Consider the following 15,392-nt stretch of genomic DNA (forward strand, 5'->3'; position numbering starts at 1 on the left):
CACAGAGCCCAAGGGACAGCGGTGATGCACATCAGATAAACCATTAAAGGCATCCTTCCTGGAATGGCCGCAAATGCAAGCGGGTTTTACATTGCAATGGCACCTGTAGAACCGCTGGGATTACATGGCATTGTTTTCTACATACCAAAAGGCTGCTATGAAATTCGGCTATCTTCATAGCAGCCTTTTATACTTTTTCATTCATTCTCATTTATCGTTATCGGCAAACGGTTGTATCACCACATCCGACTCCTGTTCCGCAACCCGGACAATGGAACTGCAGTCATCTGATCCAAATCCGCAGTTCTGAGCAACGCGGATATTTTCCCTGGCCAGATTTCCCAACTTCATCGGCACCTGCAAGCTTCTTGCCATATCCAGGGCCATGTCTACATCCTTGGCCATAAGATCCGTGGTAAATCCCGGCTTGAAATTGCGCTTAAATGTAAAGTTCTCCATTTTTACACGTCCGGCAAAGCTTTCCCCTGAGCCTGAGTTCACCACGGACATCAGTACCTGTGGATCCAGTCCTGCCTTGACAGCCAGCGCCAGGACCTCGGACGCAGCGCTCAGATTCAGGGCAAACAGCATCTGGTTGCATGCTTTTGCAATATCCCCTGAGCCAACGGGTCCAACCGGTATGATCTTATCTCCCATTACCTCCAGTATAGGACGCACCTGTTCCAGGGTGTCAACATTCCCTCCAACCATAATTGTCAGGGTTCCCTCCGCTGCTCCCTTGGCGCCGCCGGTTACCGGGGCATCCAGCATTCTGACCCCTTTTTTTTCCAGTTTCTTGCTGATTCTTTGAGTGCTGGCATAATCCGAACTGCCCATATCCATAAATATCTTTCCTTCATCCAGGCCTTCATACACTCCGTTTTCGCCAAACATTACTTCTTCCACCACCCGTGAATCCGGCAGCATGGTAATGATCACATCGCTGTGCTCAGCAATCTCTTTGGGAGTTTGTCTGGCAATCCCGCCTTCTTCTGCCAGGGGCTTTACGTGCACATCCGTTCTGGCATAAATATTCACCTGATATCCTGCTTTTAAAAGGAGCCTTGCCATGGGCGTTCCCATGATCCCAAGTCCGATAAAGCCTATCTTCTGCATCATTTCCACCTCCAAAAGGGCAGACATCCGTCTGCTGTATTTAGTTTTATCATTGTTACAGAAACGGGAAGATCATACGCTTCTCCGCATAGCTGCCAATTCCAGAAAACGAAGCTGTGATGGGGTGCCGCTTATCTTTTCTTTTTCCGGGAATTCCTGATCGAAGTGATTGACTGCAGATTCATCCGCTTCGTAGATTCCATCCTCCACATAGCGTCCGCTGATTCCATTGAGAGCACCTTTGTACAACTCACAGGCCTGAAGTGCTGCGGCATACATATTGTCAGCGGTCCGGATTCCCAGTTCCTCGGCAGGAATAAAACCTCGGCGTGAATAGTAATCCGGATCACCGCAGAGCAGAATTGCCCTGTACCCCAGATTCCGGGCTATTTCTTTGGTATGTTCGATCATTTTCCTTCCAACACCGGACCGCTGGTATTGGGGCAGAACGGAAATCGGCCCCAAACTCAGCACCTGGTAATCCTGTCCGTCATCCCCATGGATGATCCCCTTTACACAGACCACATTTCCAATGATCCTGTCCCCATCCTTGGCCACATAGTCCAGTTCACCCACAAAAGCGGGGCGGCTGCGCATAACATGGAGAAGGTAATGTTCACAACATCCTGGGGAATAAATATTCCAAAATGCCTCACGGGTCATATTTTCGGTCTGACGGTAGTCTTCAGGCTGTTCAAGCCTTAACTTTATACTCATCGTATGATCTCCCTCCATCTATTACTGTCGTTTTCACCATATACGATTATAAAGGTATTATAGTATAAAAAAACAGGAAAAGATAGCCATCATCTTCTCCTGTTTCATCTCTATTTTATCATTGCCCAATGCCGGAGAATGGTTCCACCTGAGTGGATTCTGCTGCAGGTAATTCCATGGAAAAAGTTTCTATGGGAATGGATTCCGATGGAACGGCGTTCCGGAACTGTTTCATCATACCGTCCAAATGTGGTAATTTTATGATAGATGGGTGATCCCAACAGCCCTGTCACCAGGGATTCCAATAAAAAAGATATGGATCACAGACTCCCTGTACCCATATCCTTTTTCATTGTTATTTATTTTTTCCCGGCAGCTTTATGACAAATCGGGTGCCGCCTCCCTCCCGGCTTTCGCCATGGATCCTGCCTCCGTGCTGCTCCACAATGGCCTTTGTGATGGAAAGTCCGATCCCCATTCCTCCTGTTTTCTTGCTTCTGGATTTATCCACCCGGTAAAACCTATCAAACAGGAAGGGCAGTTCTTCCTTCGGCACTCCAATCCCATTATCCTCCACGGATATCACGATTTTGCCGTCTTCCTGTGTTCTGTATGTTACCCGGATCGTTCCTCCCTCCGGTGTATAGGTCAGGGCGTTTGACAACAGGTTTACCAGACATTGTTTTATCCGGAAATAGTCAGCGTACAGCCGGTCTCCCTGTTGGGCATCGATCTCCATCACGATCTCCTTTGCCCGGATCCTGATCTCGAAATCATGAAAAACCTCCCGGCACAGGCTGCAAAACTCAAACTCCGTACGGTTTAACTCCTGGCGGCAGTTTTCCAGGGAATACAGCTCCTGCAGCTGCTCCACAATCCTGACCAGGCGCAAAATCTCAGCGTGACAGCTTTTTAGGCGTTCCGAGGTAGGATCCCAGATTCCATCGATCATAGCCTCCATGTGGCTCTGGAGATTGGTGAGGGGCGTCCGCAGTTCATGGGCCACATCTGACGTGATTTGACGTTTCTGCTTTTCCTCTTTTTCCAGGGCCAGGGACATTTCATTGATGGCTTCCACCATATGGCTGGTCTCACGCATCCCCTGTCCTGTCCTTGCCTGGGCGCCGTATTCTCCTCCTGCAATCTTCTGGGCCACCAAGATCACGCTGTCAATGGGTTTGGAGACAGCGCGGGCAATGAGCGTTCCCAGGATCACCACACCTAAAAGCGCAATTGCTCCAATAACCAGCAGCGAATGATTCAGGTTCCCCATCAGCTCCAGCTCCTGATCATTCAGTGAATAGGGGCCATAATATCCTACCTTTAATGTGCCGAATGGCGTTCCCCCGCGGTCCAGCGTATATGTCTCCTGTGTGTAGCTTCCATTAAAGTTGGGGTAGCGTTCCTTCATCTTTCCTTCTGCATGTTTCAGGATCATATCGCATTCATGGGAGCGGTGGGTACGCATATCCCAGTCCATTTCACTGTTCTCTGCCTGGACATGGATAATAAGGCCATTCTGCAGGGCGGCATATCCTATGATCTCTATCCCTTTCTGGTCAAATGTACCTGTCTTTTCATCGTAGAGCTGATCAATCTGGCTGATCATCTGATCGATCTGGGTCCTCTGCTGTTTGATCGCATATTGCTCAAACAGGCTGTCGGCCATGATATTAAAAAACAGGCTTAATCCCAAAACGATCAGAAGAGCCATGATGGAATAGGATATGATCAGGATGTTCTTCAAACTTTTTTTCATTCTATTTCTCCGGCAAACTTATAACCCAATCCATGTACCGTAAGGATATAGGAAGGGTACCTGCGGTCGTCTTCGATCTTCGACCGGATTCCTTTGATATATGTATCAATGCTCCGGTCATAGCCGTCAAAGTCGTCATTCAGTGCATAGGTAATCAGCTGCTCCCTTGTGAAAATACGGTTAGGGGCCTTGGCCATGGTGGTCAGGATCTTTAATTCCGTTGGGGTTAAGTCGGTCTCTTTTCCCTGCACCTTCACAATCATATTGTCAAAATCAATGACCAGTTTTCCCTGGTTATAGGATACCGGCAGGCTGGTCAGTTCATCCCCCTCAGCCCTTCTCAAAACAGCCCCAACCTTTGCAACCACAGCCCTTGGACTGAACGGCTTGAAAATATAATCATCCGCCCCCATCTGAAGCCCGTTGATCAGATCAGCCTCTTCCGTTCTGGCAGTCAGCATGATAATGGGAACACGGGAAACCGTGCGGATGGACCTGCAGACCTGTTCCCCCATAATATCCGGAAGCATTAGATCCAGCAATATCAATGAAACCTCATTTTCCTTAAACAATTTCATTGCCGTGGTACCGTCATAAGCGCACAGCACCTGATATCCTTCCTTTTTCAGATAGACCTGAAGGACTTCCACTATCTTTTCTTCATCATCCACAATAAGGATGGTTCTTGGACATTTCATCTTTCCCTCCGATTCAAACTTCCGCCTTTTCAGGAGGCGCACAAATATTTATTATACTATACCACACGGCGGACGGACAAGATTGGCTTATAATTTGCCGGTGAAATGGTGATCCCCTCCCTGGCATTGCTGGCATGGACAAGCTGATTCTGTCCTTTATAGATGCCGATATGTCCCCTGTAGGAGACAATGTCCCCCGGCTGCGCATGTTCCAGACCGCCCACATCCATCCCCACACGTCCCTGAGCCCTGGATGTTCTGGGCAGGGAAACGCCGAATTGCTCGTACACCCTCATCACAAATCCGGAACAGTCCGCGCCATTGGTCAGACTGGTTCCGCCGTAAACATATGGATTCCCTACAAACTGGGATGCGTAGGCCACTACCTGCTCTCCTGTGCTGACCTGAGGAATTTCCACAATGTCCTCTTGGATCTCCTGCGTGGAAGGCTGGTCTATGTCAATGGCCGGTTCCTCTGTTTTTTCAGTTTCATCCATCACAATGGACGGTTTTTCAACTATTATTGTATCTGCTTTCACGGTATAAGGATTTGAGGCGGCCAGAAACAATACGGTAAAAGCTGCTGTCAGTTTCATTCTTCTCATAAGTGTCTCCATTTCTTTTCGTAATTGTTACATTTCTGTTACAATTTACCTCAAGAATGTGGGGATTATATGATTATTTATAGTTTCCTCTTTCCAAACCAGCAGGGTTGTTATATACTTTCATTGTATGAAAAAACATGGCGGATATATGGTGTTTAGGGCAATATCCGATTCCCCATATTATCCCCACATTTGTCAGATATATTTTGATACATCGGCCGGCTGTCTTTGATACGGCGGCGGAAAATGCCGCCAATTGCCAAATAGTTTACATCCGGCGAGAAAAGGAGTCTTAGATATGAAGAAAAAAATCATCACTGCATTAACTGTTTTGGCTGTGTTCGCTTTCCCCATCAGTTCCCTGGCTGCCAATGGTCCGGCGACCCCAGGGGCTTATACCGGAACTGCCGCCTGCCCTGTTACAGGCTGCACCATTGACGGCGGCCATGAGCACAACTCCGGCTGCTCCGTTACAGGCTGCACCATTGACGGCGGCCATGAGCACAATTCCGGCTGCCCTGTTGCGGACTGCACCATTGACGGAACCCACAGCCACACATCTTCCCGCGGTAACTGCGGCCGGACAGATGGTTCCCGGTCCCACAGCACATCACACAGCCATTCGGCCGGAAGAAGACACCATCAATAAACAGCATTAATAGCACCATCAATAACCGTTGATCAAATCCCTGCTTTCCATAATTGGACAGCAGGGATTTGGCAGTTCAGGGTCAATTTATTTTCCTCCCCTTTTTCTGTAGTTCAAAGGTGTGCATCCCCTGTACCGGAAGAATGTATTGGAAAAATGGCTGCTTCCAGAAAATCCCACAGCCAGGGCGATCTCAAGCACACTCTTATCAGAATGAGCCAAAAGATATTCTCCCATACGGACGCGGTAAGAAATAAGGTAGTCCACGGGCGCTTGTCCAAGGACCTGCCTGAAATCGCGGCAGCACTCGCTGACACTGACGCAGGCTGCATCTGCAATATCCTCCAGACGGACCTTTCCTGCATATTCCTGATGGATATATTCCAGACAGGCACGGACTCTCTGATACCGGATGTCCTCACAGGGACTGTGGTTTCCCTGGTTTGTATCAAGGTGTTCGTCAAGATGTTCAAACAGGGTGAGCCCTGACTGCTGGACCAGGATCTGCAGTTTCCACAAATAACCCGCGGGACGGTTTACGTCACACAAATACATCTCATGGATAAAGTCCAGGATCTTCCCATGCCAAGAACAGCTGTTGTCAAACAAAAAGAAATCTTCCCCCGAACCGGTAAGGGATGACACGTACCGTGTTTCAACCGCGCCGCCGGAAAGTCCATGGAGCAGATACGGATCAGCAAGCACCGCACAGTAAGTGCTTCCCCTCTGCTGCCGGTAAGGATTTACCATATGAAGCATATTAGACGGAAGAAGACCTCCCTGCCCCTCAGAGATCACATAGATCCGGGCACCCGTTTGAAATTCAATGGTCCCGGTTAAAACATATACAAATTCCAGTTCCCGGTGCCAATGCCACGGGATCATCCGATTTGGATATAGGTCCAGGTTGTCCAGATAGACTTCCATGGGAAATGCCGGTGACCCGTGGCATGTGACCTCCTCCAGATTTCCATTTACCTCAAGATAGTTCAGCTGCATTTCTGTTCTCCCGTGTGTCCTCCTGTGTTCCTCTGCATGTCATGCAAAATGACAAGATTCTGTTATTTTTGGCTTGCATTTCATTAGAAATGATCCTCATTTTATTATAATATAAAAAGTAAGAGAAACAAGAAAACTTTATAAAAAGTGAGATGATAAACGTGAAAATGGACCATATCGTAATCTCATCCGGCAACCCGGAGCAGATGAAGGATTTTTATATAAAATACCTGGGCGCTGTGGCGGACAGCGAGGGGACTGTTCTGTGCTTTAAGGGCGGCTTCCGGATCAAACTAATGCCCAGGGGACCAATGTCCGGCAGCCGGAGCCTTCCCAATTCCTCCGGTGTTCAGACGTTAGTCAGCCTGGCGTTCAGACTGGGCAGCAGAAAACGTGTCAATATCCTGACCAGCCGGCTGGTCCTGGAAGGCCACGAGGTGATCTGCGAACCACATTTGTCCGGATCCTCACATTACAGCAGCAGTGTCTATGACCCGGAAGGCAATATTGTGGAATTGATCGCGTGATCCTGCATTGGGATGCCTCTCACGGCCGATCCTTTTCATTCCGTCACCACCACATAACTGGCTGTTCCATACCCTCCATTTTTTTCCAGTTCCTCCTCGTCCCATTGGGCAAACAGTTCGTACACCCGTCCGGCTTTCAGTTCAGGCAGCAGGGCCTCCTCATACGCCCTGCTTGATATGGGCTGGACATCTGATCCTTCCAGATCCTCTATGGAATATTCATACACCGTGACCCGGCTGGGCATTGGGGTACAGGAAATGCTGTAGGTTACATGATCAGATCCACTATACCGCGGAAGTTTTAAGGGTTCCTTGTCCTTTGCTTCATACAGAGGATGAGCGCCGCAGGCGATCACCCCGGTCATCTCATCCCCTTTTTTGAAATTCCATGTATAATTTCCTGATGTAACTATAAATTCATTCATAGTACTGGAAAGGACATCCCTAAGCGTAATGGAGGGAGCCGACTGCTCCGTCTCCTGGGAGGTATCATTTTCCTTTTCGCTCAGCCTGACATCCACCACCCTGCGGCCGTCTCCGCCATAATACACGATCAGGCCCTTTTTGTCCTTATCCAGCTCATACATATCCCCGTCCATGCCAAACAGCGACATGACCGGTTCTCCCCAGGCCTCGGCAATCTTTGATTGCTCAAGGCCAATTATTTTTTCCTCAATCTGTTCCTCGGTAAGCCCATTCAGCTCACTTAACGCAGCCACCGGCTTTTCCGTCCTGCTTCCCCCACAGCCTGTGACAGGCGCTGACACAACGGCCAGAAGGAAAAATAACCTGGTATATCTCCTCATAGATCCGCCTTTCTCCTGCCTTTGAAAGGCAGATAAGTTTCTGGTTTTACTATATCAGGTTTCTTTCCTTCAAGCTTTAATCTTTGCTTACAGTTCTCTGGTTTTTCTATGACATTTTCCTGATGTTTCCATATAGCAGGAAAGCGCCTTCCCCATAAATACGGAAGCGCCCTTCCCATATTTTTTATCCATGTTTTCTATCAGGGCTGAATTATGAAGGTAGCTGTCGATCATGACATCCCAATAATTTTCTCCCAGATCCATGTCCGGCTTGTCCTCCTCATCCAACAGGTTCATCATCTGGCCGATTATGTCCTGGATTTCCTTTGATCCCGGATCTTTTGACAGATCCTTTAACAGCTGTTCGATCAGGATCTGATTTCTCTCCACATATCCCTTTTCCTTGATCTGCTCCATCTTTTCCATATTTTCCGAGAAATGCTCCATGCTGTCCTTCATGGCCTCCACATAGGCCTCCACACTGCCGTAATATTTAATTGCGTCCTGTGCAATGCTGGACTCGTGGTCCTTAATGCGTTCCATCAACTGGTCAAATTCCTCCACGCTCCCCCAATGACGGATAACTTCCTCCATATTTTCATTCCTGAACTGCTCCAATATATGCAGATACTCACTAAGATCAAATTCCTTAAAGCTCATACACGTCTCCCCTTTCTCCAGCCTGTCAAGCAGGTCCAGCAAACGGTCCAAACGGTCCCGCTTTGCCTTTAACAGGGCTTTCTGCTTTTGGAATGCTTCTATCTTGTTAAAACCAGGTGTTTCCATAATGATCCTTATGTCTTTTAAGGGAAAATCCAGCTCCCTAAAAAACAGGACCTGCTGCAGGGTATTCAGGGATTCGTCATCATACAGGCGGTATCCCGCATCCGTAACCCTGGTGGGCCTGAATACACCGATCTCATCATAATACTGCAGCGTGCGTACACTGACACCGGTCAGCCGGGCAACCTCTTTTACGGTTCTCATCTTATCAGCTCCAATCTTTTTTTATAAAAGATATATTTTTATCCTCAGTGGACAAGGGGACACGCGGTTTTGCACCACAGATTTGTGATTCTGCGGCGTTACTGTCGCTCGGCGTACGTCCAGTACGCCTCGTTCCAGTGCCTTGCAGAATCACAAATCTGAGGCGCAAAACTCCTTCGGACCCCAATCACCGTATTTTGGTGGCTGGTAAGGCAACGGATGGAGGCGTACTGGACGTACGCCGACTGACGTTAACGCGGCCAGCCGCCAAAAGACGGCGGTTGGGGCGTGTATCCCCTTGTCCACTGAGGGTATCCTTATCTTATATTATCACGTAACGTGAGGGTCAAGGAATTTTTGAACATTCATTTTAAAAAATTTAATACTTTATCTACTATTTTTTCCAGTTAAATTAGCTTATTATCAAAAACATACATAAACTACTTATACTTTTAGGAGGAATGCTATCATGTATCATATTTCAAACTTCACGAATAACGATGATGTCAAAATACTTGACCAGTTAGGTCCCTTTACTGTAATCGAATATCAAAGGGATCTGAGCGTTATGCCCTCGGACGCTGCAACCGCTTACTTCAGCGCGGCCATGAATGTCCGCAAACGCCAGGTGGTATGCGACCTGAGTAAGGCTGACATCACCCTCCAGGCCGGCGCCATGCAGTGGATGGTAGGAAATGTAAATGCCACCACTGGAATTAAAGGAGTGGGCGACTTATTCGGCAAAGCAGTCCGTGGAAAAGTAACTGGCGAAAGTGCAATAAAGCCGGAATACACAGGTGATGGCACAATGGTACTGGAGCCAACCTATCGCCATATCATCCTGCTTGACCTGGCGGACTGGAATGGCTCCATTGTATTGGATGACGGGCTGTTCCTGGCATGCGATTCCAATTTAAAGCATAAAGCGGTCATGCGTTCCAATCTCTCCTCTGCCGTGGCCGGCGGGGAAGGCCTGTTTAACCTGGGCATTAACGGCAGCGGAGTCCTCTGTCTGGAGTCCCCCTGCCCCAGAGAAGAATTAGTGGAGATAACCCTGGACAACGATGTACTTAAGATAGATGGAAACATGGCAATCGCCTGGAGCGGCAGCCTCAATTTTACAGTGGAGCGTTCCGGCAAATCCCTGATCGGATCCGCGGCCTCCGGGGAAGGCCTGGTCAATGTATACCGCGGCACGGGCAAGGTTCTTCTGGCCCCTGTTGCAAAATAATACCATTTGTCCATACAAAACAACAGGCGCAGCTTTTCGCTGCGCCTGACATGCATCAACTTGTCTATTGGACGTCTTCGACTGCCTGCTTCCCCCAGGGGCTCCAATGTCACCTGAAACGTCTGGTCTCTATTATGATCTCAATTGTCTCAGGAAGGGGTTCTGATTCCCTGGATTCCGTTGCCTGTCTGCCGGGTTGATTTATGTAATCTGAAGGATGGACTGTTCAAACTCCTCTATGGGCATTGGTTTTGCAAAATAATACCCCTGGCCGATATCGCAGCTTATGGACCGCAAAAATTCCAGCTGCATCTCATTCTCAATTCCCTCCGCAACCGTTGTGATCGATAGCGACTTTGCAAGGTGGATCATGCTCTCAATGACCACCTTGCCCCTGGGTGATGTGGACTGTTCGGACAGGAATTCCTTATCCAGCTTCAGCTCCGCAATATCCAGGTCCTTTAGTGTATTAAGGGATGAATATCCGCTTCCAAAGTCATCCATGGAAATGGAAAATCCCATATGATGCAGCTTTTTAATGACCATCTTAACCTGTTCTAAATTACTCATAGCCACACTCTCTGTCACTTCCAGTATGATCAGGGACGGGTCGATGTGATAACGGTCCACAATCTGATGGAACTTATTAAGATATTCCTCATCATAGAAAAAGATTCTGGATTGATTTACAGAAATGGGGACTGCTTTATATCCTTGCCGGATCCAGTATGAAACTTTCCTGCAGGCTTCCTCCAGCATATACATGTCAAGCTCTGTAATAAATCCATTTTCTTCAAACACTGGAATGAACTCATCCGGATAGTGTATGGTCCCATCTCCTGAATACCAGCGCACCAGTGCTTCCGCACTGTGCAGAACAGGTCCTCCTGATACCGTGTCTTCTTGTGCCGGACCTTCCCCATTGGGATCACTCAGATAATACTTTGGCTGGAGATACATGTGGAATTCCCCGTTGGACAGGGCCGAATGCATCTGACTTTCAATCTCTGTTTTTTTACGGGCCTTCTCATGGATGGTTTCATCATAAAACGCAAACAGGATGGCTGTATTGCCCTTCACACTGTCAAGCGCCAGCTGCGCGCCGTTGATCACCGCATCCGGGGATAGTCCGTTGGCCTTTGCATCCCCGGCACGTATTACATGAATCCCGAAATTACAGTTTATGTGGTAATCCTGATTGGGGCTCACCGTGTAAGCATTGATCTCAGATTGTATTTTCTGAATTCCGGCAATCAGCGCTTCTTTGCTGTCATAGCGGGTCAGCATACCGAAATGTTCCGCACTATCCCGGTAAAAGCGCTCCCCCTCCTTGATGTTAGCATGAAATACGCCTGCAATATGCTTTAGCAGGAGATCTCCCCTTTCAAATCCAAAAAATTCATTGACGAATTTGAATCCCGTAATGTTCATCAATACCATGGCATGGTCCCATGGCTCCTGGAGCATGTCGGGCAGGTCTTTGACAAAGCGGTTCCGGTTATCCGCCCCTGTAAGAATATCTTTATATGCAAGGACCTGAAGCGTCTTTTCCCCTTTCTTTAAAATACTGTAAATATACAAAAACAATACAACAAACAGAGCCAATATACAGGCCATGACGCACAGGCATACGGTGAACAGCGCACTGAAATTATGATTCAGGAACGTATGGGAAACCAGGCAGAAGATCTGCCAGTCATTGATCCCAACCGGAATAAAGGTGGCCCAGTAGTCATTTCCCCGGAACCGGAAGGTGGCAAAGGAATCCCCTCCCCTTGCCATATCGGAAAGTATGGACAAACGGGTCTGTTCCGCAATCTCCCCGTCATCAAAAACATTATTCAGGGGTCTGTCAATGACTGCATGCTCAGAGCGAAGGATAAAATTCCCCTGGGAATCCACCACATGGATATAGGCAGCACCGCCAAATATCTCCCCGCTGATAATCTCAGAAAAGCCGGAGGCCAGGCGGGTGGCTGTGATGGCCCCCACTATATTTCCATTATGTGTGACCGGAACCCCATAAAAAACAACGGCCTCACCTGAAAATCTGTCCTCTGTTATCTCTGATACCACAGGTTTGCCGGATAGGGTTTCCTGTATAAAATCTTCGTCACTTAAATCAATATCATAGCGCTTCTCCCCATTCGTATCCATCAGATACCCCTTCCGATCCGTGGATATAAACCCCATGCGTACAAAGTCATTGCGGCGGCTTTCCACTTCCAGCCGCGGGAGTATAAAGTCAAAGTCCACTGTCTCATCCTGCCCTACAAAGGCAGCCAGTGCATCCAGGGTCTGCAGGTCACCATCGATCTGCGCCGTGATAATACTTCTATACTGCGACACGACCTCTCTCATGTATTTTTGTGCTTCCTTTTCCTGGGCGCCCTTTATGCTTCCATAGACAACACAGCCTATGAACATCAGTATTCCGCTGATGACAGCAACCAAAATTCCGGATAGGATGATCTGCTTTTTTATGGTCCCCTCTTCCAAAGCCATTCCTCCTTTATATGCCCGACAGAATCCGCTCCTCAGCGGACAAGGGCAGTGGCTCCCTTTTCCATCAAAAATACCAAAAAGGCAGACTGATAACAGTCTGCCCAAGCCCTCATGATCATAATGAGCTGAAAACCGCAGCATCACTTTTCAATTCAGTATTATTATAACAATGCATTCTCCTCTTTGCAATAGTGTATTCTCGGAATCTCCTGGTACTCAGATTTGCTTATAACCTCCCACATCACCGGCATCCCGGACATCCCCAGGCCCCGTGTGCATCCGGAACCGCAGGCCGAACCGCATCCCGCGGCACACCGTCCCATGCTGTCCAATCTGCGAAGAAAGCCCGTATGCTCCAGATACTCCACCTGGCGTCTGATGTCTTCCTGGCTGGTCTCCAGCCGGCCGGCCAGTTCTTCCACGGACCAGGCCCTGCCCTCCTTCAATAATCTCAAAAGTCCTGTCACAGCCATCCTCCTGTCAGAATAGGATCACACCCACATGGTACACCAAAAACGACATAAGAAGGGCCATTCCCACATAGTACAGGGCAATCCTTCCTGTCCATTTTGCGGAGTGGGTCTCCTGATAGGTGGAGGCCACTGCCACAATGCAGGGGATATTAAAGGTGACTGCAAAAATAAATGCAAGAGCTTCTGCACGCCCGATATTGGCTGCCAATATTTCCCCCAGATTGGCTGCCTGTTCCGCTCCGCCTACGGTTGAGGCAAAAATCGTGCCCGTTCCCGCATAGAGAGAGCTGAGAACCCCCAGGGCCGCCTCCTTACTCACCGCTGAGGAGACAAAGGCCAGAAATGTCTGCCAGCTCAATCCAAAGATACGGGTCGCCGGTTCAATAAAGGTGCCAACCCGGTAGATCACGCTGCGCTCCACATTGCCGTCCGAAGTGTAGGACAGCAGCCAGAAGATAAGGGAGATCATCAGTATCACCTTCAGCGCCCGTACCAGCACGTCCTTTGTCCTGCCAAACACATACCGGAACAGGCTGCCCCATCTGGGCCTGTGGTAAGGCGGAAGCTCCATAATAAGTCCTGTGCGCTCCCCTTTTATCAGATAACGGCCAAACACCTTGGAGGTGATCCACATATGTACAAGGGCCACAACAAAGATCGCCACAATTACAAGAGGCGCCCAGGACCCGAAGAATACGCTGGATATCACCGGTACAATGGCCCAGGTCGCCGCGCAGGGCACTGCCCAGGCAAGAGCAATGGTAAGGATCCTCTGCCCCCAGTTATCGATCACCCGCGTGCCTGCCGCACCTCCTATGGTACAGCCGAAACTCACCAGAAAAGGCATGATTGCCTTGCCCTGAAGCCCCAGCTTTGCCATGGTCTGGTCAAATACATAGGAGATCCTGGCCATATAGCCGATCTCTTCAATAAACCCAAACACCAGCGTGATTCCAAAGACAAATCCGATCATGGAAATGGCAAAATACAGGGCGTTCACCCCCACATCACACACCAGCCTGATGAGGATCCCGGGCGCTCCCACTGCCTCCAGCACATGGGTCAGGGCCGGAGTCAATACTGAGGGCAGAAGACTTCCTCCCACCATAAAGGGCATGGCCGGGATAAAGGACGCCACCAGCCCCAGAAGGATGATGGCAACAGCCAGGGGTTTTCCCCACCGCCTGCTGGTAGCCACACGGTCAAATGCTCCCAGGGAAGCTGTTCTTTTCTTTCCCTCCACGGCCCCCTTTAGAATACAGTCGATCCACGCAAACTTGCACTGCCCGGTGAGGAGAGCGCCATGGCTGATCTCTGAGAGAAGTCCGTCCAGTTCTGTCCTGTCTTTCTCATCCAGCAGTTCCTTCACCTTAGCGGTCACGGGCACGTCTCCCTCCACGACTTTTGCCGCCAGCCACAAGCCCGAATAATCACCCATGCCGTTCTCCGGCATCAGCCTGCAAACTTCAGGAAAATGCTCCGTGTCCATGTACTTCCGCTCCAACAGCCCGGTATCCAGCACCGGCCGTTCCCTCAGGACTCTGTCAAGGGCCTCATAAAACCCGCCGTAGTTTTTGACATCATTGGCAGTAAAGGGCACGACCGGAATCCCCAAACGTTCCTCAAGTATCCCCGCATCCACGGTTTTCCCCTGCTCCGTGGCCACATCCATCATGTTCAGCAGCAACAGGGCCGGCGTCCTAATCCCCGCAAAATCCGCCAGCATAAATAAGCTCCGCTCCAGTTGGGACGCATCTGCCAGGATGCACACCGCATCCGCCTTTCCTCCGGCTATGTAATCCCTTGTGATGATCTCCTCATCTGAGTTGGCAGAAAGGCTGTAGGTTCCCGGCAGGTCCGTTACCGTATATCTGATCCCATTCCGGTTATAATATCCCTCCTTTTGCTCTACTGTTTTTCCCGGCCAGTTTCCCACATGCTGCCTCAAACCCGTAAGCCCGTTAAATAAGGTGGACTTTCCCGAGTTGGGCTGTCCCAGCAGAGCGATGACCGGATGATCAACGAAAGTCTTTGTCATTTTCCCTCACCCCCGATCTGAATCCTTTCACACTCCTCACGGTTAAGTGCAACCATGGTATCCCGGCTGTACAATAGGACGGGATGCTTTTTCTCATTTTGAAGAACAGTCACCGGGCAGCCTATGGTAAGGCCAATGGAGGTGACCCTGCTTAAAAACCTGGTATCCCCCTGGATCTCGCAGATCACACCCTGTTCACCATTGTCTGCTTCCGACAGCTTTTTCATATTCCCTTTCATATTCCCTCTCCTCTCTGTGCTCACATGCGTGATCCATCGGTCG

General features: G+C 49.2%; 15 protein-coding genes. 3 read left to right on the forward strand and 12 right to left on the reverse strand.

Going from position 1 to position 15,392, the window contains the following annotated elements:
- Positions 1-207: 207 nt before the first annotated feature.
- From HMPREF9469_RS03255 to HMPREF9469_RS31050, 5 genes are all read right to left on the reverse strand, one after another.
- Complete coding sequence (locus tag HMPREF9469_RS03255; RefSeq protein ID WP_007859129.1) at positions 208-1,119, reverse strand: NAD(P)-dependent oxidoreductase; 912 nt, start codon at positions 1,117-1,119, stop codon at positions 208-210.
- 69 nt (positions 1,120-1,188) lie between these two features.
- Positions 1,189-1,833, reverse strand: coding sequence for a GNAT family N-acetyltransferase (locus HMPREF9469_RS03260; RefSeq protein ID WP_007859130.1), 645 nt, complete (start codon positions 1,831-1,833; stop codon positions 1,189-1,191).
- Between the two features lie 355 nt (positions 1,834-2,188).
- The gene (locus HMPREF9469_RS03270; protein WP_007859131.1) at positions 2,189-3,592 is read right to left on the reverse strand and encodes a sensor histidine kinase; all 1,404 of its coding nucleotides are present in this window, start codon (positions 3,590-3,592) and stop codon (positions 2,189-2,191) included.
- The gene (locus tag HMPREF9469_RS03275) at positions 3,589-4,290 is read right to left on the reverse strand and encodes a response regulator transcription factor (RefSeq protein ID WP_007859132.1); all 702 of its coding nucleotides are present in this window, start codon (positions 4,288-4,290) and stop codon (positions 3,589-3,591) included. The genes HMPREF9469_RS03270 and HMPREF9469_RS03275 overlap by 4 nt, the downstream gene beginning before the upstream one ends.
- Before the next feature lie 56 nt (positions 4,291-4,346).
- A complete protein-coding gene (locus HMPREF9469_RS31050; RefSeq protein ID WP_007859133.1) occupies positions 4,347-4,895 on the reverse strand; it encodes a C40 family peptidase in 549 nt (182 codons plus the stop codon).
- A 298-nt stretch (positions 4,896-5,193) separates the two neighbouring features.
- Here HMPREF9469_RS31050 and HMPREF9469_RS03285 point away from each other — a divergent pair, with 298 nt between their 5' ends.
- A complete protein-coding gene (locus HMPREF9469_RS03285) occupies positions 5,194-5,544 on the forward strand; it encodes a hypothetical protein (RefSeq protein ID WP_007859134.1) in 351 nt (116 codons plus the stop codon).
- Between the two features lie 87 nt (positions 5,545-5,631).
- On the opposite strand, the gene HMPREF9469_RS03290 is transcribed toward HMPREF9469_RS03285, so the two are convergent.
- On the reverse strand, positions 5,632-6,543 hold the full coding sequence (locus HMPREF9469_RS03290; protein ID WP_007859135.1) for an AraC family transcriptional regulator: 912 nt from the start codon (positions 6,541-6,543) through the stop codon (positions 5,632-5,634).
- A gap of 167 nt (positions 6,544-6,710) precedes the next feature.
- Between HMPREF9469_RS03290 and HMPREF9469_RS03295 the strand changes: the two genes are divergently transcribed.
- Complete coding sequence (locus tag HMPREF9469_RS03295) at positions 6,711-7,070, forward strand: VOC family protein (RefSeq protein ID WP_007859136.1); 360 nt, start codon at positions 6,711-6,713, stop codon at positions 7,068-7,070.
- A 35-nt stretch (positions 7,071-7,105) separates the two neighbouring features.
- Here the strand turns inward: HMPREF9469_RS03295 and HMPREF9469_RS03300 are convergent, their stop codons facing one another.
- Both HMPREF9469_RS03300 and HMPREF9469_RS03305 read right to left on the reverse strand, forming a co-directional pair.
- Positions 7,106-7,876, reverse strand: coding sequence for a hypothetical protein (locus HMPREF9469_RS03300; RefSeq protein WP_007859138.1), 771 nt, complete (start codon positions 7,874-7,876; stop codon positions 7,106-7,108).
- Between the two features lie 87 nt (positions 7,877-7,963).
- Entirely contained in the window at positions 7,964-8,863 is a 900-nt protein-coding gene (locus HMPREF9469_RS03305; protein ID WP_007859140.1) for a MerR family transcriptional regulator, read from the reverse strand.
- A 469-nt stretch (positions 8,864-9,332) separates the two neighbouring features.
- Here HMPREF9469_RS03305 and HMPREF9469_RS03310 point away from each other — a divergent pair, with 469 nt between their 5' ends.
- Positions 9,333-10,094: an AIM24 family protein gene (locus tag HMPREF9469_RS03310; protein WP_007859141.1), complete on the forward strand. Its 762-nt coding sequence runs from the start codon at positions 9,333-9,335 to the stop codon at positions 10,092-10,094.
- A 201-nt stretch (positions 10,095-10,295) separates the two neighbouring features.
- Here the strand turns inward: HMPREF9469_RS03310 and HMPREF9469_RS03315 are convergent, their stop codons facing one another.
- The 4 genes from HMPREF9469_RS03315 to HMPREF9469_RS03330 all read right to left on the reverse strand — a co-directional run bounded on the left by HMPREF9469_RS03315 (position 10,296) and on the right by HMPREF9469_RS03330 (position 15,349).
- Positions 10,296-12,599: a bifunctional diguanylate cyclase/phosphodiesterase gene (locus tag HMPREF9469_RS03315; RefSeq protein ID WP_040415450.1), complete on the reverse strand. Its 2,304-nt coding sequence runs from the start codon at positions 12,597-12,599 to the stop codon at positions 10,296-10,298.
- 161 nt (positions 12,600-12,760) lie between these two features.
- Entirely contained in the window at positions 12,761-13,066 is a 306-nt protein-coding gene (locus HMPREF9469_RS03320) for a DeoR family transcriptional regulator (RefSeq protein WP_007859145.1), read from the reverse strand.
- 13 nt (positions 13,067-13,079) lie between these two features.
- The gene (gene feoB / locus HMPREF9469_RS03325; RefSeq protein WP_007859146.1) at positions 13,080-15,110 is read right to left on the reverse strand and encodes a ferrous iron transport protein B; all 2,031 of its coding nucleotides are present in this window, start codon (positions 15,108-15,110) and stop codon (positions 13,080-13,082) included.
- A complete protein-coding gene (locus tag HMPREF9469_RS03330; protein WP_007859147.1) occupies positions 15,107-15,349 on the reverse strand; it encodes a FeoA family protein in 243 nt (80 codons plus the stop codon). The genes feoB and HMPREF9469_RS03330 overlap by 4 nt, the downstream gene beginning before the upstream one ends.
- Between the last annotated feature and the right edge of the window lie 43 nt (positions 15,350-15,392).

This window comes from [Clostridium] citroniae WAL-17108 (assembly GCF_000233455.1).
Taxonomy (GTDB): domain Bacteria; phylum Bacillota; class Clostridia; order Lachnospirales; family Lachnospiraceae; genus Enterocloster; species Enterocloster citroniae.

What these genes read in the sequence shown, in the direction of transcription:
- feoB (WP_007859146.1), bottom strand. Translation starts at nt 15,110, where the DNA reads ATGACAAAGACTTTCGTTGATCATCCGGTCATCGCTCTGCTGGGACAG.
- HMPREF9469_RS03260 (WP_007859130.1), bottom strand. Translation starts at nt 1,833, where the DNA reads ATGAGTATAAAGTTAAGGCTTGAACAGCCTGAAGACTACCGTCAGACC.
- HMPREF9469_RS31050 (WP_007859133.1), bottom strand. Translation starts at nt 4,895, where the DNA reads ATGAGAAGAATGAAACTGACAGCAGCTTTTACCGTATTGTTTCTGGCC.
- HMPREF9469_RS03290 (WP_007859135.1), bottom strand. Translation starts at nt 6,543, where the DNA reads ATGCAGCTGAACTATCTTGAGGTAAATGGAAATCTGGAGGAGGTCACA.
- HMPREF9469_RS03305 (WP_007859140.1), bottom strand. Translation starts at nt 8,863, where the DNA reads ATGAGAACCGTAAAAGAGGTTGCCCGGCTGACCGGTGTCAGTGTACGC.
- HMPREF9469_RS03330 (WP_007859147.1), bottom strand. Translation starts at nt 15,349, where the DNA reads ATGAAAGGGAATATGAAAAAGCTGTCGGAAGCAGACAATGGTGAACAG.
- HMPREF9469_RS03310 (WP_007859141.1), top strand. Translation starts at nt 9,333, where the DNA reads ATGTATCATATTTCAAACTTCACGAATAACGATGATGTCAAAATACTT.
- HMPREF9469_RS03285 (WP_007859134.1), top strand. Translation starts at nt 5,194, where the DNA reads ATGAAGAAAAAAATCATCACTGCATTAACTGTTTTGGCTGTGTTCGCT.
- HMPREF9469_RS03295 (WP_007859136.1), top strand. Translation starts at nt 6,711, where the DNA reads ATGGACCATATCGTAATCTCATCCGGCAACCCGGAGCAGATGAAGGAT.
- HMPREF9469_RS03255 (WP_007859129.1), bottom strand. Translation starts at nt 1,119, where the DNA reads ATGATGCAGAAGATAGGCTTTATCGGACTTGGGATCATGGGAACGCCC.
- HMPREF9469_RS03275 (WP_007859132.1), bottom strand. Translation starts at nt 4,290, where the DNA reads ATGAAATGTCCAAGAACCATCCTTATTGTGGATGATGAAGAAAAGATA.
- HMPREF9469_RS03315 (WP_040415450.1), bottom strand. Translation starts at nt 12,599, where the DNA reads ATGGCTTTGGAAGAGGGGACCATAAAAAAGCAGATCATCCTATCCGGA.
- HMPREF9469_RS03270 (WP_007859131.1), bottom strand. Translation starts at nt 3,592, where the DNA reads ATGAAAAAAAGTTTGAAGAACATCCTGATCATATCCTATTCCATCATG.
- HMPREF9469_RS03300 (WP_007859138.1), bottom strand. Translation starts at nt 7,876, where the DNA reads ATGAGGAGATATACCAGGTTATTTTTCCTTCTGGCCGTTGTGTCAGCG.